The organism is Deltaproteobacteria bacterium (genome assembly GCA_016235345.1).
Taxonomy (GTDB): Bacteria; Desulfobacterota; Desulfobacteria; order Desulfobacterales; family Desulfatibacillaceae; genus JACRLG01.
This window is the reverse complement of record JACRLG010000023.1, coordinates 161,227-180,058: the sequence shown is the minus strand read 5'-3', so window position 1 is coordinate 180,058 and position 18,832 is coordinate 161,227. Positions and strand designations below refer to the sequence as shown.

Here is an 18,832-nt window from a genome sequence, read left to right as displayed (position 1 = left end):
ATTGTTGGCAGCCCGTTGAAACAGGCGCGACGTTAAGCCTGCCTCAGGACGTCCAGCATTGAGTAAACCTTTCCCCGGTTTCCCTCCGCCACGCGCCTTGAAAGAAAAATCGCCGCATCGGCGGTGCCCGGATAATACACGTCCCGGCCCGAAATGTTGTGGGTGAAGGAAAGCTTCACGGTCTTGTCGGGCGAGGTAAGGTCATAGGTATGCCAGCCGTGGCCCGTAAGATGCTCCTCCGGGATGCCCCAGTCCCTGCGCTGACGCTCCAGGTCGCGCTCGGAAAAAATTCGGTCGGCGGAAAAATCGAGGCCCATCTTGTTGAAAAAGCCCACCATGGCCTTTGCCGTGCCGGAGGTGTCGGCCTTTCCCGCCTGATGGCTCTCTTTTATAGACAGGTCCCATCCCGAAAAAATCCCCGGAAAATTTTCCGCCATGTACTCCATCATGGCGGTGAAGCCCACTATGGGCTTGGCCATGTTTGGGGCGATGACCGCGCAGGACGCGGATTTTTCCACGGTCCGGCTGAGTTCAGCCCGGTCCCCGCCGGTGGTGCCCATGACGAAATTTATTCCGAGACCGCAGTAGAGGGCGGCGTTGGCGTTCACGGCGGACGGGTGGGAATAGTCGATGACGATGAACCCGCCCTCCTGGCCCTTCAGGCGGGACAGCGCTTCCCGGTGCCTTTCCGGCCCCACGATGGCGATGGACGCCCCGGAGACGCTTACGGGCTCCTCAGGCACCCCCGGCCCGGTGAGAGCCACGGGAAGGAGCGTGAAGCGCCCGTCGGCCAGAAAATGCCCGGCAAGGTTTACGCCCACCTTGCCCGGAATTCCGCTGATAAGTATTTTTATCCGATCCATGAACCCTCTCCATGTTGAATTTCACTCGTCATATCAGATAGGGCGGCCAGAGGCAACCGATTGACATGCATCAAAGTGTGGAGTAGTTTTCGCCTCCGGTGGAACCGGGCAGGGAGACAATGGAGGAACCCGAAAAATACGCGCCGCCGGGTCTTTCGGACCTGGCGGCGGCCCTTGGAAGCAGAAGGGGCGGCCTGTGGGCCACGGGGGTGGGAGAGGGGGCTGCGGCAATGCTCCTGGCCCGCCTTTACCGGGACCTCCGCCGTCCCATGCTTGTACTTTGTCCCACAAAGCGCCATATTTCACGGCTTTTATCGGACCTGGAATTTTTCCTGCCGCCTTCAGACGGGGTATCCCCTGACCTCGCCGAGTTTCCCCCCTATCACCAGATGGCCTTTCGGGGCGTGGTCTACGGGCCTGAGACGGCCTGCGCCAGGGTGTCGCTCCTTTTTCGCCTGATGAGCGGAAAAAACCCGCCCGCAGTGATCGCTGTAACGCCGGAGGCCGCCCTTTCCAGGCTCGTTCCCAAGGAGGAGATTTCCTCCTACGCCGAGCTTCTCGCCGCTGGCGAGGACACCGACCGGGACGCCTTCCTGGAAAAGCTGGCCTGGGGCGGCTACACCGCCTCCCTTATTGTGGAGTCCCCGGGCGAGTTTTCGGTGAGGGGCGGGATAGTCGATGTTTTTCCGCCCGGCTACACCGACCCGCTGCGCCTGGAGTTTTTCGGCGACACGGTGGACTCCATAAGGCTTTTTTCATCCTCCACCCAGCGCACCATAAAAAAGCTGGACGAGGCCGTGATCCTGCCCGCCGGTGAGGCGGTGATCGCGCCCGAAAACCTCCCAAGGGTGGTGAACAGGGTTCGGGAGGAGGCCCTCACCAGGGGGCTTTCCATAAGCCAGGTGCGCGAGCTCATCCAGAAGATAAAAGACGAGGGCCGGTTTCCTGGAATCGAGGCCTTCCTGCCCCTCCTGTACCATCGCACCACCACGGTTTTCGACTACCTGCCCCCGAACATGCTGTGCGTGGCAGTGGAGCCCGCCGAATTTTCCGACCGGGCGGCCCAGGTCCTGGGAAAGGCCGAGGCCTATTACGAGACCAGCATCGCGGAAAAAAGGATGTGCCTGTCCCCTTCCGCAGCCTGGCTCACCGCCTCCGAGCTGGAGAAAAACATCAAGGATTTCGTTGCCCTGAACGTGAGCGCAATGCCCTTGAACGAGCCCGAAACCGAGGGCGGGGTCAAAAGGGTGTTTTCGTTTTCAGTGGCCGACAACCAGGGCCTGAAACACGAGCTGTCCTTGAGCCGGGAACACGAAAGGCCCCTTGCCCCTCTTGCTGACAGGATCGCGGCCCTCGTAAAGGCGGGCGCGGTGACGGTGCTGACCGTTCCGGGCAAGGAGCAGGCCAAGCGCCTGGAAAGCATCCTCCTGCCCTATCACGTGGCCACGGCCCGCAACTGGACGCCCTTTGGCGATCTTTCCGGCGAAAACCCGGTGAGAATAGCCCTGGGCAGGCTTTCGTCGGGCTTTCAGTGGGTGTCGGAAAAGCTCGCCTTCATAACGGACGCTGAAATCTTCGGCTCCCGCCGCCGCACGGAAAAGTCGGTGGCCGAGCGCCCCCGGACCGAGCTTCTGGACCTGGGAAGCCTGAACCAGGGCGATTACGTGGTGCACGTCGATCACGGAATCGCCCGGTACGAGGGCCTTTGCACCATGAAGGTGAACGAGGTTTCCGCCGATTTCCTGATTCTCTCCTATAAGGACAACGACCGGCTCTATCTGCCGGTAGACCGCTCGAACCTGGTCCAGAAATTCCGGGGGGTTTCCGAGGCTGGCCCACCCCTGGACAAGCTGGGGGGCGGAAGCTGGGAGAAGGTCAAGCACAAGGTCAAGAAGGACGTCGAAAAAATCGCCAGGGACCTCCTGGACCTCTACGCGGCCCGCAAGGTTCGCCAGGGCTACGCCTTTTCCGCGCCGGACGAGTATTTCGCCGAGTTCGAGGCAGGCTTTGCCTACGAGGAGACCCCGGACCAGGCCCGCACCATAGACGAGGTGCTGGCGGACATGGAAAAGGGCCAGCCCATGGACCGGCTGGTGTGCGGGGACGTAGGCTACGGCAAGACCGAGGTGGCGCTCCGGGCCTCCTTCAAGGCCATAGCGGACGGAAAGCAGGTGGCCTTCCTGGCCCCCACCACCATCCTTGCGGAGCAGCACTACCGCACCTTCCTGGCCCGGTACCGGGGCTACCCGGTGAAGGTGGCCTGCCTCAACCGCTTTCGGAGCGCCAAGGAGCAGAAGGAGATAATCGCCGGAATCTCGGAGGGCAGGGTCGACATCGCCATAGGAACCCACAGGCTCATTTCAAAGGACGTTGAATTCAGGGACTTGGGGCTTCTCATGATCGACGAGGAGCAGCGCTTCGGCGTAAGCCACAAGGAAAAGCTCAAAAAATTCCGCGCAACAGTGGACGTATTGGCCTTAACCGCCACGCCCATTCCGCGCACGCTGAACATGTCGCTTTCCGGCATACGCGACATCTCGGTCATCAACACGCCGCCCGAACAGCGCCGCCCCATCACCACCTACGTCACCCCCTTCGAGGACGCCCTGGTGGCCGACGCCATAAGAAAGGAGCTGGCCCGGCAGGGACAGGTGTTTTTCGTGCACAACAGGGTGGCCAGCATCCACGCCATGGCCCGCCGCCTTCACGACCTGGTCCCCGAAGCCCGGTTCGCCGTGGCCCACGGGCAACTTCCCGAAGACGACCTGGCAAAGATCATGATGCGCTTCATAGAGCGCCAGGCGGACGTACTGGTATGCACCTCAATCATTGAATCGGGCCTCGACATCCCTGCGGCCAACACCATCATCATCAACAAGGCCGACCACTTCGGCCTGGCCCAGATGTACCAGCTTCGGGGCCGGGTGGGCCGGGGCGAGGATGCGGCCTTCGCCTACCTCCTCATCCCCCCGGACACCGAGATGACCCGGGACGCCCAGCGCAGGTTGAAGGTCCTGATGGAGCATCGGGACCTTGGGGCGGGCTTCGCCATAGCCATGAGCGACCTTCAGATACGCGGCGGCGGCACGGTGCTGGGGGCCAGCCAGAGCGGCCACGTTGCGGCGGTGGGCTACGAGATGTACCTAAGGCTCATGGAGGAGGCCGTGTCGCGCCTCAAGGGCGAAAAGGTGGAGGAGGTGCTGGAGCCCGAAATAAGCGTGGATTTCGACGCCTTCCTTCCCATCGACATGGTTCCTGACGCGGACCAGAGGCTTTTATGCTACAGGCGGCTGGCCCGCATGAACGAAGTGAGCCAGGTGGGAAGCTTCATGAAGGAGCTCTCCGACCGCTTCGGAAGGCTTCCGGCCCCGGCCTCCCAGCTTCTTTACAAGATAATGCTCAAAATCATGTGCCGGGACGCGGGGGTCAGGCGTCTGGACCTTGCCGGAATTTACTTGAACCTCCTCTTTTCCCCCGACCACATGGCCCGTCCCCAGGGGATACTGGAAATGGCCTCGCAGTCGAAGGGGACCGTCAAAATCACCCCGGATGGAGGCATCCGGGTGGCCATAGCGGGCGATGACGTCAGGAGCCGGGTGAGTTCGGCCAAAAACGTATTGAAAGAATTGGCCCGCCGTGTTAACTGTAAAGATTCAAATGGGTTGTAATCCCCGCCCACAGACCTCCAAAGGAGCCCTAGGCCAATGCGCCAAAACGCCGCAAAATTCTTCCTTCCCAAAGCATCCGCACTTTTTTTCCTTCTGGCAATAGCCGGGTTCACGGCATCCGCCGTTCTTCCGGCCACTGCCCGGGCGCGGCTGGTGGATCGCGCGGTGGCGGTGGTCAACAACGACATAGTGAAACTTTCCGAGCTGGACCTGGCAATAGCGCCCTATGTCCGTGAAATCAGGTCCCAGCACCTGGATTACGAGGAGGAGCAGGCGCTCATCTTCAAAATCAGGGAAGAGGCCATAAACGGCCTCATAGAAAGAAAGCTCGTTGACCAGGAAAGCCTTCGCCTTGGAATAAAGGTGGACGAAAAGGACCTGGATGCCTACATAGAGCAATTGAAGCAGGAAAACTCCATGACCGCAGAAGACCTTCTTGCGGCCCTCAAGGCCCAGGGCATGACCATGGAGGGCTTCCGCAAGGCCCAGAGGGAGAGCCTTCTGCGGGCGAGGCTCATGGAAAGGGAGGTTGCCTCGCGCATAGTGGTGACCGAGGACGAAATCAAAAAATTCTACGAGGAACACAGGGACAGGTTCGAGGGAAAGTCCACCTACCATATCTGGAGCCTTTCCGCCGACCCGGCGGGCGGGGAGGAAGGCGCTGCAAGGCTCCTCGAAGCCCGCACGGCGCTTGCCCAGGCGGTTTCCATAACCGACGTGGGCAAAAGGTTCGGCCAAGGCCTTCCCAAGGTGGAAGTGAGCGACCTGGGTTTCTGGTTGCTTTCCGACCTGGCCCCCTTTTACCAGGAAAAAGTGGCCGTCATGAAAGAGGGCGACATTTCCGCTCCTCTTCAAACTCCCACCGGCCAGGCGGTGATTTTCCTGGACAGCGTAACGAAAAGCTCCGGCAAAAGCCTTGCCGAGGCCACCCCGGAAATCCGGCGGGCCATTCACAACAAGGCCGTAAACGAGCGCTACACGACTTGGGTTGCGTCTCTCAAAAAGAAGGCGCACATAAAGGTCATACGGTAAGCAAAGGTGAAGGAAACAGGTTGGGAGCCAAACGAGCCTCGCGTTTCCTTCGGAAGCCATCTCAAGGCGAAAAGGGAGGAAAAGGGCCTCACTCTTTCCGACGTGAGCCGAAAGACCCGGATCACCCAGGCCACCCTTCTTCTTCTGGAAAAGGAGGACTGGGATAGCCTTCCGCCCCCGGCCTTTGTAAAGGGCTTCGTGAAAGCCTACGCCGAAGCGATCGGGGCCGACACCGAAAAAATCCTGGCCCTGTACGGGAAGGCCCTTTTGAAGGCCCTTCCACCGGCCCGGAAGGGCTTCCACGCGGCAAGCGCTACGACTTGGCTGATCCAGCTTGGGGTTCTTGCGGCCTTCACGCTTCTTGTCACGGTGCTGGTCATCATGATCTGCCTTCCGGGCGACGAGGCGGAGCGGAATCCCGGAGCGCAAAAGTCCATGCCCCCGGTCCGTGCGGCGGCGAGGACCGAAACGCAGTCCGGGCGGCTCCTTCACCTTAGGATCACCGCCGTTTCGGAAACCTGGGTGAGGGCCATGGCCGACGGAGTCGAAATCAGGCGCTTTTCGCTCAAGCCCGGCCAGACCATCAGCCTGACCGCCAAGCGCGAATTCAACCTTCTGGTGGGGAGCCCACAGGCTGTCCGTCTGAGCCTGGACGGCAAACCCGTCACGGTGGCGGCAAGGGCGGGGCAGGCGGTGAACGTGAAGCTCCCCTGAGACAGGCCGTCGAAAATGGAGTTTTTAAACGGGCATTATGCTTGGCTTTTTATTGGCTGAGGTAATTGCAAAACCTCCCGTAGGTTGGGCCAAACGCAGTGCGGCCCAACCTACGATCCACGCCGTTTTACAGGGTTTTGAAATTATCTCGACTGTTTAGCAAAACCGGGACTGAAACCCTTGGAACCCGTAAAAACCAGGGCCGTGCCCATAAGGATCACCCCCTACGCGGAAACGGACCTGATCGTAAGCCTTTTCACCGAGAGCGCGGGCAAGGTGGCGGTTATGGCCAGGGCCGCCAAAAAGAGCCGCCGCCGCTTCGGGGGAAGCCTCGAGCTTCTGGGCCTCGCCGATGTGGTTTACGCGCGGTCCGCGCGGGGCGGGAGCCTTCCCGTGCTGTCGGAATCGGTCCAGCTTGAGGCCTTCGAGGGCATCCGAAGGGACGTTTTGCGTTTCGCCCTGGCAAGCCTGTGGGCGGAGATCCTCGACAAGTGGCTGCCCGAAGGGGAATGCGCGGAGGCAGTCTTCACCCTATTCACAGGGTCCCTTGGGGCCTTGTCGCAAAAACCGGCGGAGGAGCTTGCGATAGTCCACGCGGGCTTTCTGGCGCGCTTCCTGGCCCTGGCCGGAATGAGGCCCAGGCTCGACGCCTGCGTGAAATGCGGGGTGCGGCTCCCGGAAAACGCCACCCGCACGGGCTTTGACCTCCATGCCGGAGGCATCGTGTGCCGGGCCTGCGGGGGAGCTTCAAGGGAGGTTCGGGCCGAGGCCCTGCGGTTTCTGGATTTCGCGTCCAAAACGGAGCCCTGCAGCGAAAATGCGGGCTGCCCGGAACCCGCCCTTTCCCAGGCGGTGGAAATAATGGAAACCTTCGTAAGCCATCACCTTTGCGAAAAGCTGAACAGCCTGGCCTTTTTGCGCAAGCTCCGCTGAAGGCCGCCTGACTTTGAACAGAAGGCCAACGTATACCCGATACCAGTTACCGGCTGCACATAAAGCAGCCTGACATTTTCCCGGACTCATCTTCCACAAGGAGAACCCGACATGCCCGATGCCCTCAAAAAAATCCTTGAAAAAGAACCTGTCCGCGCCGAGGCCCCCTGCCGGGTGGACATGGGCGGCACCGTGGACATGCCTGCTCTCCATTACGCCATCCGCAACATGGATACCCTAACCTTCAACATCGCCGTGGGAATGCGCACCAAGATCACCCTGCTTCCCCACAAGGCGGGCTTCGTGAAGGTGAGCTCCACCGGCTTCGACTCTGCGGAATACCCGGAGGACAAGGCCCCCTTCATAGGGCATCCCTTGGGCCTCATGTTCGCGGTGGCGGCCTTTTTCAGGGCCAGCGGCGTCCACATAACCGTTGAATCCGGCTCGCCGGTGCGCTCGGCCTTAGGGGGCTCGTCAGCCGCAGTGGTGGCCCTGGTGGCTGCCTTTTCCAAGGCCTACGAAAGGCTTGGGGAGCGCGCCCTTTCCATCCGCCAGGTGGTGCTTCTTTCCCACGGCATAGAGAGCAACACGGCGGGAGTTCCCTGCGGGCTCCAGGACCAGCTCGCCGCTGCCTACGGCGGTGTGAACGCCTGGTACTGGCACCCCACCGCATCAGGCCCCGGCTACGACAAGCGAAGCGTCATATCCCCCAAGGACTACGCGGCCTTCAACGAGCGCCTGCTCCTGGCCTACTGCGGCTCGCCCCACGATTCCATAGACGTCAACTCCGTGTGGGTGCGCGAGTTCCTGCGCGGCACCACCCGCGACAAGTGGATAACCATGTGCCGCCACGCGGTGGATTTCGTGGAGGCCCTGTCCCGCAAGGACTACGCCGAGGCCGCCGCCTTCATGAACAAGGAGGTTGCCATCCGCCGGGAAATGACCCCCAACGTGCTCACCCCCATCATGGAAAAGCTCGTGGACACGGCAGTTGAAAACGGCTGCGGGGGCCGCTTCACAGGGGCCGGGGCCGGAGGCTGCGTGTGGGCCCTGGGCGAAAAGGGGGCTCTGGCCAAGGTGAAAGTCGAGTGGGACGAAATCCTTTCCAGCGCCGAAACCGCCCGCCTGCTTCCCATAACAGTGGACGGCCAGGGGGTTCTGGTGGACTAGGCCGCAAATCGATTACATGCCTGGACCGGCCAAAGGGCCGCCCCGGTTTTCATCGTCAAACAACGAAGCTGAAAGAAGAACCCATGACGTTTCAAGACCTGATCCTAAACCTTCAAGGCTTTTGGGCGCAAAAGGGATGCGTGCTCACCCAATCCCACGACATGGAAGTGGGCGCGGGCACCTTCCACCCGGAAACCCTCCTTCGCTCGCTTGGCCCCGAACCCTGGAAAACCGCCTACGTGCAGCCCTCCCGCCGCCCCACCGACGGGCGCTACGGGGAAAATCCCAACCGGCTCCAGCGCTACTACCAGTTCCAGGTGATCCTCAAACCCTCGCCGGTTAACGTCCAGGCCCTTTACGTTGAAAGCCTGAAAGCCCTGGGCCTCAATCCCCTGGAGCACGACATCCGCTTCGTGGAGGACGACTGGGAATCCCCCACCCTGGGAGCCTCCGGCCTAGGCTGGGAGGTCTGGCTGGACGGCATGGAAATCACCCAGTTCACCTATTTTCAGATCGCGGGCTCCATAGAGCTTTCGCCCGTCACCGCCGAGATAACCTACGGCCTGGAGCGCATCGCCATGTACCTTCAGGGCGTGGACAACGTCTATGACCTCAAATGGAATGACATGGGCGTGAAATACGGCGACCTGCACCTGATGCAGGAAAAGGAGCAGAGCGCCTACAACTTCGAACTTGCCGACACGGCCATGCTTTTCGCCCATTTCGCCGACTACGAGAAGGAGGCCTTGAAGGTGCTGGACTTTGGGCTCGTTCTTCCGGCCTACGAATACTGCCTTAAATGCAGCCACACCTTCAACCTCCTGGACGCTCGCGGGGCCATCTCGGTCACCGAGCGCACCGGCTACATAGGGCGAATCCGCCAGCTTGCCCGCCGCAGCGCGGAACGGTTTTTGGCTCAGCGGGAGGAACTGGGCTTTCCCCTCCTTTCCGGCCCGAAAATGGAAGGGAGCAACTGAAATGAAAGACCTTTTGCTCGAAATCGGCTCGGAGGAAATACCCGCCGGATACATAGCCCCGGCACTTAACGCAATGGCCGATAAACTTTCCCGGAAGCTGGCCGCCGCCCGCGTGGGCTTCGGCGAGGTAAAAACATACGGCACGCCAAGGCGTCTTGCGGTGATGGTGAAGGACGTGGCCGAAAAACAGGAGGCCGTCACCACCGAGCTTACCGGCCCCCCCAAGAAGGCGGCTTATGACTCCGAGGGAAAACCGACGATAGCCGCCGTGAAATTCGCCGAAAAGGCAGGAATCCCGGTTGAAAGCCTCAGCCTCAAAGAGACCGAAAAGGGCTCCTACCTGTGCGCGGTGAAGGAGGAAAAAGGCGAGGCCGTCATGGGGCTCCTGCCGGAAATCCTTTCATCCCTGATTGGCGAAATACCCTTTCCCAAGTCCATGCGCTGGGCGGCCCTTCCCGAATACTTCGCCCGGCCCGTCAATTCCCTGGCGGCCCTTTACGGAAGCGACATTGTCCCATTTTCCTTCAACACCATTTCATCGGGTCGCCTTACCCACGGGCATTTTTTCATGGCCCCCAGCGCGGTCAGCCTTGCGACACCAGCCGATTACGTGGAAGCGCTCAAAGGCGCGAAGGTGATGGTGACCCCTTCCGACCGCGAGAAATCAATAAAGGAGCAGGTTGAGCGTCTGGCAGCCGAGGCTGGCGGCCACGCCGTGGGCGGCGGCGAGGACCTCCTTTCCATCGTAACGAACCTCGTGGAGTTCCCTGTGGCCGTCACCGGGCGCTTTTCCCCCGACTACCTGGAAGTGCCCAAGGAAGTCATCATCGAGGCAATGGCCAAGCACCAGAAATACTTCGCGGTGGAGGACGAGGCCGGAAACCTCCTGCCCTCGTTCATCGCCATCAACAACACCGAAGTTCTGGATACCGCCATCACCGTGGGCGGCCACCAAAGGGTTCTTCGGGCGCGCCTTGAGGACGCCAGATTCTTCTTCCGGGCCGACCGCGAAAAAAAATCCTTCGACCCCTGGGTTGAGGAGCTTTCGGGCATCCTGTTCCAGGCCAGGCTCGGCACCGTGCGGGACAAGATCGTGCGGCTGGTGGAACTGGTGCGCTTTCTCGCCCGTGAAGCCGGGGTCGCCGAGGACGAGGCGGCCTGGGCGGAGCGGGCGGCAAAGCTCTGCAAGGCCGACCTCGCAAGCCAGATAGTGGGCGAGTTCCCCACCCTGCAAGGCGTCATGGGCCGCATCTACGCGGGCATTTTCAAGGAACCCGCCGCCGTGGCGACCGCCATCGAGGAGCACTACCGCCCCACCCGAAGCGGCGGCGAGCTTCCATCCACCCGCGTGGGCGCGCTCACGGCCCTTGCCGACAAGCTGGATACCCTCTGCGGCTGTTTCGCCGTGGGCCTCATTCCCACAGGGGCTTCCGACCCCTACGCCCTTAGGCGCGGGGCCATCGGCATAGTCTCCATCCTGGCCTCGGCAAAACTTCCCCTGAACCTCTCCCTCATGGTGGAAAAAAGCCTGGGCCTCATAAAGACCCCCGGCATCAACCGCCCGGAGGTGGAGTCAAAAATCAAGGGCTTCCTGAAGGACCGCCTGATAAATCTGATGGTGGACCAGGGCCATTCCCGCGATGTGGTGATTGCGGCAGCAGCGGTTTCCATAGACGACGTGCCCCTCCTGTGGCGAAGGGTCAAGGCCCTTTCGCGCCTGAAAACCCTGCCGGACTTTGTTCCGCTCGCAGTGGCCTTCAAGCGCGTGGTGAACATCATCGCCCAGGCAAAGGAAAAAGGGGAGCTTCCGGGCGAAACCGGCCCGGCCTCCGGCCTTTTCGAGAAGGACTGCGAAGCCGAACTCGTGGCGGCCTTCACCGCCGTCAAACGAAAGGTGAACCAGCTTCTGGACGATGGCGACGTGGAAGCGGCGCTCCTTGCCGTGGCGGGCCTGCGGCCTTCGGTGGACGCCTTCTTCGACGGAGTCATGGTGATGGCCCCGGACGAGAAAATCCGGAAAAACCGACTTGCAATACTGCGCGACATAGCGGCACTTTTCGCCCGGTTCGCGGACTTTTCCAAAATCTCCACGTAATAAAAGGCAAAGGCTAACAGTAAAAGAGCCTCCGGCGGCCGGGGGAGCGCGGCTCCCCCGGACCCCCTTTTATTTTATGCACCCCGTGCTGCGCACAAGGCGCACAGGATTTACTGATCAAACCCCAAGGAGAAACATCATCATGGCTTTCAAGGCATCAGCCTTTGATCCGGACAAGGATGAAACCATAAAGAGCTGGACCAGCGAGGAAACAGGGCTTCAGGTCTCCATCGCCCGCTACGACGGCGGAGAGGCTAAAATCCAGATAGGCCCCAGGGTCTACGTGAAAAAGGACGGCTCCACCAGCCAGAGAAAGGCCGGACGCCTCACCCTTGAAGATTTGGAATGGTTCTACACGGTCATCGATGAAATAAAAGAGGAGCTGGCGGCCCTGGTCCCTCCCAGATAATCGCCCGTCTAAAAACGCGAATCGCTGTGACGAGTTTCAAAGTCAGTTCCGCCACGTACTTTTAGTACGCTTGCTCACTGGCTTTTCACTCTCCTTGCGCTTCATCGTTTTTATCCAGGCTCATATGCAACCTTTTTCAGAGGAATATCCATTGAGCCAAATCGACCCGCAAAAACCCGTGGTGACGCCCTTTATCGGCCCGAATGACCCAAGGCTCGGGCCGGAGGCGGTTCTCGTCTCGGTGGAGCCGGATTTGACCGGCCTCGCCAAAAAGGCCGGGCTGGGGGGAAAACCCTGGCGGAACGGACCGTTCTGCCGGGTCTATGTCAAAAGCCACAAAAAGGGCGGCCCCTGCGCGGCAGGCCCGGTAATGGGCGCTCCCCAGGCTGCGGCGGCGCTGGAAATGCTCATCGCCTGGGGAGTCACCGACGTGGTTTTCGCGGGCTGGTACTTCGGCGCAAGCGACGAGGGAACAAGCCTTCACTACGGGCTTGATTCTTCCGGGATTTCCAGGCCCTCCGCAACAGGCCGGGAAAGGCTCTGCGGCCTTCTCTCGGACGCCGGAGTGTCTTATGCGTCAGGCGGGGTATGGACCTGCGACGCCCTTTTCCGGGAGACCCCGGAAAAAATTGAAAGATTCGCGCAAAAAGGCGCGGTTGTGGTTGACATGGAAACAGCCGCGCTCTTTTCCGTGGCGGCCTTCCACAAAATAAGGCTTTCCGCCGTCCTTACGGTGTCCGACGAGCTTTTCGGGCATCACTGGCGGGCTGGCTTTCTGGACAGGCCCTTCGGGGAGTCCAGGCGAAAAATTTCGGAGGCGCTGTGTCCGATATTTTCGAAATAGCGGAAGCGGAAAAACGGATCGCCGAGCTTCGGGAGATCGTCAGCCGGGCCGACCGCCTGTATCACGGCCAGGACGCCCCGGAAATTGCGGATGAGGAATACGACCGCTTAAAGCGCGAGCTGGTTGACCTTGAAGCAAGGTTTCCGCAGTTCGATTCCCCGGATTCCCCCACCCATAAGGTGGGTTTCGCGCCCCTTGAAAAATTCGCCCCGGCCCCCCACGCCATCCCCATGCTCTCCCTTGACAACGCCTTTTCGGAAGCTGAAATCCTCGATTTCGACCGGAGGGTGCGAAAGAGCCTTGAAACCGGCGGCGGTGTGCTCTACATCGCCGAGCCCAAGACAGACGGGCTTGCCGTTGAAATCACCTACGAAAACGGGGTGATGACGAGGGCCGCCACGCGCGGCGACGGGGTCACGGGCGAGGACGTCACCCGGAACGTAACAACCATTCGCAACATCCCAAAAACTCTGAAAGCGTCGGCTGGCAGCCCGATCCCGGCCCTGATCGAGGTAAGAGGCGAAATTTACATCAAAAAGAGCGATTTCGCCCGGTTGAACTCCGAACGCGAGGAGAACGACCTCCCCCTTTTCGCCAACCCCCGGAACGCGGCGGCGGGCTCCTTAAGGCAGCTTGACAGCCGAATCACCGCAGGCAGGCCGCTGGCCCTCATGGCCTACGGGCTGGGGCTCGTGACCGGCGCGGAGTTTTCATCCCAGTCGGAAATGCTTGAAGTCTTCTCAGGGTGGGGCCTTCCGGTGAACCCCGATATTCTGGGCAAAATCGAAATAGACCGCGTGATAAACCATTATGCCGAGCTTCTGGCCCGCCGCCACCAAAGCGACTACGAGATGGACGGCATGGTGGTGAAGGTGGACGACACGGAAGCCCAGGCCGCCCTTGGAGCCACCTCCAAAAGCCCAAGATGGGCCATAGCGTGGAAGTTCCCTGCCGTGCAGGAGCCCACAACGGTAAACGACATCCTGGTCTCCGTGGGGCGCACGGGGGCCTTGACGCCCGTGGCGGCGCTCGAACCCGTCAACGTGGGCGGGGTCACCGTGAGCCGGGCCAGCCTCCACAACGCCGACGAGGTGGCCAGAAAAAACGTGCGCAAGGGCGACAGGGTCTTAATCCAGCGGGCGGGCGACGTGATCCCCGAAGTGGTGAAGGTGCTCGATCCCGATCGCCCCGGCAGGCCCGCCCCCTTTGTCATGCCCGACAGATGCCCGGTGTGCGGCTCCGCTGTCGACCGCGTGCCCGGCGAGTCGGCCATACGCTGCATAAACGCCTCCTGCCCGGCCCAGGTGAAGGAGACCATCCGCCACTTTGCGGGCAAGGGCGCCTTTGACGTTGACGGCCTGGGGGAAAAACTCGTCTCGCAGCTCGTGGAAACCGGCCTTATAGCGGACGCTTCCGGCCTTTTCGCGCTAAGCCTCCGCGATCTGGCCGCCCTTCCGCGCATGGCGGAAAAATCCGCCGGAAACATAATCGCGGCCCTCAATGCCGCTAAAAAAATTCCGCTGGCCCGCTTTCTTTTCGCCTTGGGCATAAGGAACGTTGGCGAGCACGTGGGGAAAATACTCGCCCGGCGCTTCAAGAACCTGGAAAACGTCATGGCCGCCAGGGAAGGCGAGTTGACGGAAATCCCGGAAATCGGCCCGGTCGTGGCGGAGAGCATCACCGCCTTTTTCAGCCGCCCGGAAAACGCCGCCCTCATTCAAAGGCTTCTCCACCTTGGCGTAATCGTGGAAGAGGAGGCCGGGCCGGGCGCGGTTTCAGCGGCGGTTTCGGGAAAAACCTTCGTCCTCACCGGAACGCTTCCGACCCTCAAGAGGGACGAGGCCAAGGCGAAAATCGAGGCCGCCGGAGGCAAGATTTCCGGGTCGGTCAGCAAAAAGACCGATTACGTGGTGGCTGGCGAGGAAGCGGGAAGCAAGCTCGACAAGGCCCGCGAACTGAACGTGGTCGTCATCGGCGAGGAAGAGCTTCTGCGGATGATCGAGGGATGATGATGGAAGAATTCAAGAGAGTGCGGGTTCTGATAGAGGGCAGGGTCCAGGGCGTGTGCTTCCGCATGGAAACCAGGCGCATGGCCGAAGGAATAGGCGTCAAAGGCTGGGTGAGGAACCTCGTGGATGGCAGGGTGGAGGCCCTTTTCGAGGGACCTTCGGAGGTAGTGGACAGGGCCGTGGAATGGTGCCGGAAAGGCCCGGCCCTTTCAGGGGTCAGCCGGGTGGAAGTTCACGAGATAACCGGTGGCCCGGAGTTTTCATCATTCGAGATAACCTATTGATTCAGCCGTCGGCGTCGAGTGATTCGAGTCGGTGACAATTTGTCACCGACTGGCCGACTTGCTTCAATTCCCCTTTTTCCCCGCTATTTCACTATCTCCGTAACCGGTACGATTCTTACCTGCCTTTTGATTTCGCCGAGCATCTCAGTCAAAACCTCGTAGGTCACGGGGTGGGGGTGGCCTATGGCCACGGCCTTCCCGTTTTTGGCCGCAAGGCTTACGGCCCGGAGCAACTGGACGGTGACGTCGGCCTTGCTTTTGGTGTGGTCCAGAAAAACGTCGCGCCGGGCGAAGGGGAGCGACAGGAGGCCAGCCACCGCCCCTGCCCTGCTCTGGGGCGAAGTCACCGAATCCACGAAAAACAGCCCGTCCTTTTTAAGGGCGGTGAAAAGGGGAAGCAGGGACTGGGCTTCCTGGGTGAGGCGGCTTCCCATGTGGTTGTTGACTCCCGCCGCGTGGGGCACCCTGGCGACGCCTTCCCGCAAGGCCGCAACAAGGGTGTCTGCATCCATTGATGTGAGAAGCGCCCCTGTGCCCGGGTCTTCTTCGGGGTATCCCAATGGCTCCATTGGAACGTGGGCCAGGATGACCTTGCCCGCCTCGTGCCCGGAATTTGCTATATTTTTCGCCCCCGGACTGTGGGGCATGACCGCCAGGGTGAGGGGAGCCGGAAATCGCACGAATTTTTTATCGATGTCCGCCTTGTAGCCAAGATCATCGATTATTACTGCCAGAAGGGGCTTGTCTTTTTCGGCGGTTTCGGCTGGTTCGGGAAGGTTGGGCTTTTGGGAGGGCTTCAAGGCTTCCGGCCCCGGTTTTTCGGATGAGGCTTTTTCTGCTGGCTTTTCGGGCTTTGCCCCTTCGGTGCGGACCTCGGAAGGGCCTCTGCCGGAATCCTCCCGCGCCTGAGTTTTTTCCGGGGCGGTAGTTTTATCGTCGGCAGGGCGGGAAACCGAAGGCCGTCCGGCTTCCTTTCCCGCCGGTATGTATTTCTGGGCCAGGAACAGGGCCGCCCCCACCAGGGCGGCCAGGATTAGGATGCTGACCACTCCCCTTAAAAACGGGCTGCCTCCCTTGCCGGAGGCAGCCTTTTTTTTGCCTTTCTTCCTTTTCGCGGCCATGACAACCTTACTTGGACCCCGAAAAGACCGAATGGGCCTGGAGAAGATCAAGCGCCCTCACCACAAGGGAGTCATCCATGAGCTTTTTCGCGGTTATATGGCCGTATTTTTCCGCCTTGGCGTCCGCATCGCTGGCGTCCGGGGCGGCTTCGGGTTTCGCGTCGGGCTTGACGTCTGCGGGCTTGCCCTTTTCGCCCGGCTTGTCCGCCTCCTTCTTATCCTTGTTGCGCGGGGCAAGGTGGTGAAGAAGGTCGCGCTCCCGCGTGCGGTCCCGCTTCTTGGACGGGGCCGCCTCGGTCTTTTCCTCCTGGTCGGTATCCACATCGTCCTGGACCTCGATATCCGGCACTATGCCCTCGGCCTGGATGGAACGGCCAGACGGTGTGTAGTACCGGGCGATGGTGATTTTCATTGCGTAGCCGTCGGGAAGGGGCTCCACGCTCTGGACCGAGCCCTTGCCAAAGGAGGTGGTTCCCATGACCACGGCCTTTTTGTGGTCCTGGAGAGCGCCGGCCAGAATTTCGGAGGCGCTGGCGGTTCCGCTGTTTATGAGGATCACTATGGGATAATTCCTGGCGGGCGAATCCTTCCTGGCCCTGTAAACGCGGTTGTTTTCCTTCTTGCGCCCCTTGATGGAGACTATTTCACCCTGATCGATGAACAGGTCGGCCACGTTCACGCACTGGGAAAGAAGGCCGCCCGGGTTGTTGCGAAGGTCGATCACAAGGCCCCTTAACGGGTCCTTGCCGCGCTCCAGCTCATCCAGGGCCTTTTTCACGTCGGTCAAGGTGTTGTCCTGGAAATTGGTTATGCGTATGTAGCCGTAACCCGGCTTGATCAGAAGGGAGCGCACCGAGTAGATGGGGATGATGTCCCTCACCAGGGTGAACTCTCTGGCGTCGTCATCGCCTTCCCTGTAGATGCTCAAAACCACCTTGGTGCCCTTGGGGCCGCGCATCTTTTCCACGGCTTCCCACAGCTTCATGTCCTGGGTGGAAACCCCGTCCACCTTGAGTATCCGATCGCCGCTCCTGATGCCCGCCTTGTCTCCGGGGGTGCCTTCAACCGGGGCGACCACGGTTATCAGGTCATCCTTCATGGCAACAACCAACCCTAGGCCGCTGAATTCGCCCTGGGTGTCGACCTGGAGGTCCTTGTAGGCTTCGGGGGAGAGAAACGCGCTGGGGGGGTCGAGGCTCTGGAGCATACCGGAGAGGGCGCCGTCGATGAGCTTTTCGCCTTCCACAGGATCGACGTAGCTGCGTTCCACGATATCCAGGACCGTGGCGAAGCGCTTCAAGCCCTTGTAGGTCTCCTCGCCTGCTGCCCGAACCGCGTCGAAGCCGGAACTCACGGCCAGGGCCACCAATATCCCCATGAAAACAACAAACATGCCGCCTTTTTTCCTGAATAATTTCATCTGACGCTCCTATTGTCGATGGCCCCGAAAAGGCCTTTCCTAAAGCGAATCCGCAACATAAACAATAACGCAGATGAAAGACAATTGCCAGAAGTTAATGAAAGCCTCAATGTGAAACTCCTCAATCCGGCCAGGGTCTGCGCGGCCCTCACGGCCAAGACGCCCGATTTGACCCCATGGTTAGGTTCTGATATAGCCTTTACTGCCGGGGAGGGCCGCCAACGGTTTTCTTCGGGCAGGAGTCTCCGCCGGGTCCCGTAACAATAGGGCTTCTTCCAATCCGGCGGGGGCTCCGGGCCATTTTACAATTCAAGGGTTTATATAATGAAACAGGAACTGATCGACCTTCTGTGCGAAAAATCCGTCAACTGGTCCGAAGAGCCCCGGTTCAAGCTGGTTTCGGGCAGGATCAGCCGTTTTTACGTCAACTGCAAGCCCGTCACGCTTCATCCGCGCGGCATGTACCTTATAGGGCATCTCATGATGAAGGCCCTTGGGGATACCGAAGTGACGGCCATAGGCGGCCTGACCTTCGGGGCCGACCCGGTGGCCATGGCCACGGCCTTTGCATCCGAGCTTTTAAAGCGCCCCATAAAGGCTTTCTCCATAAGAAAGACCCAGAAGGACCACGGTATAGTGAAGTGGATAGAGGGCGACCTCGCCCCCGGCGACCGGGTGGCCGTAATCGACGACGTGGCCACCACCGGCGGCTCCACCATCAAGGCCATCGAACGGGCCCAGGAGGAGGGCCTTATAGTGGTGAAAGCCCTGATCCTGGTGGACAGGCAGGAGGGGGGCCTGGACGCCATAAGGAAGCTGGTCCCCGAAGCCTGCGCAGTAACCACCAAGGCCGAGCTTCAGGCCCGCTGGCAGGAGTTGAAAAAAACCTGACCAGCCGAATGGCAGTCGGTTGGAAAGGATGAGGGTGTCTTTATACTATTCGCAGCCTTTTAATGCAGGCGATACGAAACCGGGAAAAACCCCGCAATCCGTCATTCCGGCGTAGGCCGGAATCCAGTCTTTTGCCTTGTGCAATGTTTTTCTGGACCCCGGCCTTCGCCGGGGTGACGGACTCTATCTATCCATAACATGGAAGTAAACCTTGCTCCATGTAAGATAAAACATGTCGTTTGTAAAAGGCGAGTGACTGCGATTGTTTTAACTTTAACCATACTATTCCTAAAGGATGGCCACACAATGAAATGGATTTCTTTTATTTCATATGCCTTAATCATTTTAGGTTCAATTGGCATGATGATTTTTCCAACTCATTTTCCTTTTTCAACAAACATA

At 60.2% G+C, this 18,832-nt stretch carries 15 protein-coding genes; 12 read left to right on the top strand and 3 right to left on the bottom strand.

The features are described from left to right. Window positions 1–32: 32 nt before the first annotated feature. Window positions 33–863, bottom strand: a complete 831-nt coding sequence (locus HZB23_11375) for a dihydrodipicolinate reductase (protein ID MBI5845257.1) — start codon at window positions 861–863, stop codon at window positions 33–35. Between the two features lie 119 nt (window positions 864–982). Between HZB23_11375 and mfd the strand changes: the two genes are divergently transcribed. From mfd to HZB23_11320, 11 genes are all read left to right on the top strand, one after another. After that, window positions 983–4,531: a transcription-repair coupling factor gene (gene mfd, locus HZB23_11370; GenBank protein MBI5845256.1), complete on the top strand. Its 3,549-nt coding sequence runs from the start codon at window positions 983–985 to the stop codon at window positions 4,529–4,531. 36 nt (window positions 4,532–4,567) lie between these two features. Then, window positions 4,568–5,563: a SurA N-terminal domain-containing protein gene (locus tag HZB23_11365; protein ID MBI5845255.1), complete on the top strand. Its 996-nt coding sequence runs from the start codon at window positions 4,568–4,570 to the stop codon at window positions 5,561–5,563. A 6-nt stretch (window positions 5,564–5,569) separates the two neighbouring features. Next, window positions 5,570–6,277: a DUF4115 domain-containing protein gene (locus HZB23_11360; GenBank protein MBI5845254.1), complete on the top strand. Its 708-nt coding sequence runs from the start codon at window positions 5,570–5,572 to the stop codon at window positions 6,275–6,277. 180 nt (window positions 6,278–6,457) lie between these two features. Continuing rightward, window positions 6,458–7,210, top strand: a complete 753-nt coding sequence (recO, locus tag HZB23_11355; protein MBI5845253.1) for a DNA repair protein RecO — start codon at window positions 6,458–6,460, stop codon at window positions 7,208–7,210. A 111-nt stretch (window positions 7,211–7,321) separates the two neighbouring features. Next, complete coding sequence (locus HZB23_11350; protein MBI5845252.1) at window positions 7,322–8,380, top strand: galactokinase; 1,059 nt, start codon at window positions 7,322–7,324, stop codon at window positions 8,378–8,380. A gap of 83 nt (window positions 8,381–8,463) precedes the next feature. Next, complete coding sequence (gene glyQ / locus HZB23_11345) at window positions 8,464–9,357, top strand: glycine--tRNA ligase subunit alpha (protein MBI5845251.1); 894 nt, start codon at window positions 8,464–8,466, stop codon at window positions 9,355–9,357. A gap of 1 nt (window position 9,358) precedes the next feature. Then, window positions 9,359–11,452, top strand: coding sequence for a glycine--tRNA ligase subunit beta (locus tag HZB23_11340; protein ID MBI5845250.1), 2,094 nt, complete (start codon window positions 9,359–9,361; stop codon window positions 11,450–11,452). Between the two features lie 142 nt (window positions 11,453–11,594). Beyond that, the gene (locus tag HZB23_11335) at window positions 11,595–11,861 is read left to right on the top strand and encodes a hypothetical protein (protein ID MBI5845249.1); all 267 of its coding nucleotides are present in this window, start codon (window positions 11,595–11,597) and stop codon (window positions 11,859–11,861) included. Between the two features lie 151 nt (window positions 11,862–12,012). Further along, window positions 12,013–12,705, top strand: a complete 693-nt coding sequence (locus tag HZB23_11330) for a hypothetical protein (GenBank protein MBI5845248.1) — start codon at window positions 12,013–12,015, stop codon at window positions 12,703–12,705. Continuing rightward, a complete protein-coding gene (ligA, locus tag HZB23_11325; GenBank protein MBI5845247.1) occupies window positions 12,684–14,714 on the top strand; it encodes an NAD-dependent DNA ligase LigA in 2,031 nt (676 codons plus the stop codon). Before HZB23_11330 ends, ligA begins: the two co-directional genes overlap by 22 nt. Window positions 14,715–14,716: 2 nt before the next feature. Beyond that, window positions 14,717–14,998: an acylphosphatase gene (locus HZB23_11320; protein MBI5845246.1), complete on the top strand. Its 282-nt coding sequence runs from the start codon at window positions 14,717–14,719 to the stop codon at window positions 14,996–14,998. 83 nt (window positions 14,999–15,081) lie between these two features. Here the strand turns inward: HZB23_11320 and HZB23_11315 are convergent, their stop codons facing one another. Both HZB23_11315 and HZB23_11310 read right to left on the bottom strand, forming a co-directional pair. Then, complete coding sequence (locus HZB23_11315) at window positions 15,082–16,119, bottom strand: divergent polysaccharide deacetylase family protein (GenBank protein ID MBI5845245.1); 1,038 nt, start codon at window positions 16,117–16,119, stop codon at window positions 15,082–15,084. Between the two features lie 7 nt (window positions 16,120–16,126). Next, window positions 16,127–17,539, bottom strand: a complete 1,413-nt coding sequence (locus HZB23_11310; protein MBI5845244.1) for a S41 family peptidase — start codon at window positions 17,537–17,539, stop codon at window positions 16,127–16,129. 324 nt (window positions 17,540–17,863) lie between these two features. Between HZB23_11310 and pyrE the strand changes: the two genes are divergently transcribed. Continuing rightward, window positions 17,864–18,430 carry an orotate phosphoribosyltransferase gene (pyrE, locus tag HZB23_11305; GenBank protein MBI5845243.1) on the top strand — a complete coding sequence of 189 codons (567 nt, stop codon included), beginning with the start codon at window positions 17,864–17,866 and terminating at the stop codon, window positions 18,428–18,430. The last annotated feature ends 402 nt before the right edge of the window (window positions 18,431–18,832 follow it).

What these genes read in the sequence shown, in the direction of transcription:
- mfd (MBI5845256.1), top strand. Translation starts at nt 983, where the DNA reads ATGGAGGAACCCGAAAAATACGCGCCGCCGGGTCTTTCGGACCTGGCG.
- HZB23_11365 (MBI5845255.1), top strand. Translation starts at nt 4,568, where the DNA reads ATGCGCCAAAACGCCGCAAAATTCTTCCTTCCCAAAGCATCCGCACTT.
- HZB23_11310 (MBI5845244.1), bottom strand. Translation starts at nt 17,539, where the DNA reads ATGAAATTATTCAGGAAAAAAGGCGGCATGTTTGTTGTTTTCATGGGG.
- HZB23_11315 (MBI5845245.1), bottom strand. Translation starts at nt 16,119, where the DNA reads ATGGCCGCGAAAAGGAAGAAAGGCAAAAAAAAGGCTGCCTCCGGCAAG.
- HZB23_11340 (MBI5845250.1), top strand. Translation starts at nt 9,359, where the DNA reads ATGAAAGACCTTTTGCTCGAAATCGGCTCGGAGGAAATACCCGCCGGA.
- pyrE (MBI5845243.1), top strand. Translation starts at nt 17,864, where the DNA reads ATGAAACAGGAACTGATCGACCTTCTGTGCGAAAAATCCGTCAACTGG.
- HZB23_11320 (MBI5845246.1), top strand. Translation starts at nt 14,717, where the DNA reads ATGGAAGAATTCAAGAGAGTGCGGGTTCTGATAGAGGGCAGGGTCCAG.
- glyQ (MBI5845251.1), top strand. Translation starts at nt 8,464, where the DNA reads ATGACGTTTCAAGACCTGATCCTAAACCTTCAAGGCTTTTGGGCGCAA.
- HZB23_11335 (MBI5845249.1), top strand. Translation starts at nt 11,595, where the DNA reads ATGGCTTTCAAGGCATCAGCCTTTGATCCGGACAAGGATGAAACCATA.
- HZB23_11375 (MBI5845257.1), bottom strand. Translation starts at nt 863, where the DNA reads ATGGATCGGATAAAAATACTTATCAGCGGAATTCCGGGCAAGGTGGGC.
- HZB23_11350 (MBI5845252.1), top strand. Translation starts at nt 7,322, where the DNA reads ATGCCCGATGCCCTCAAAAAAATCCTTGAAAAAGAACCTGTCCGCGCC.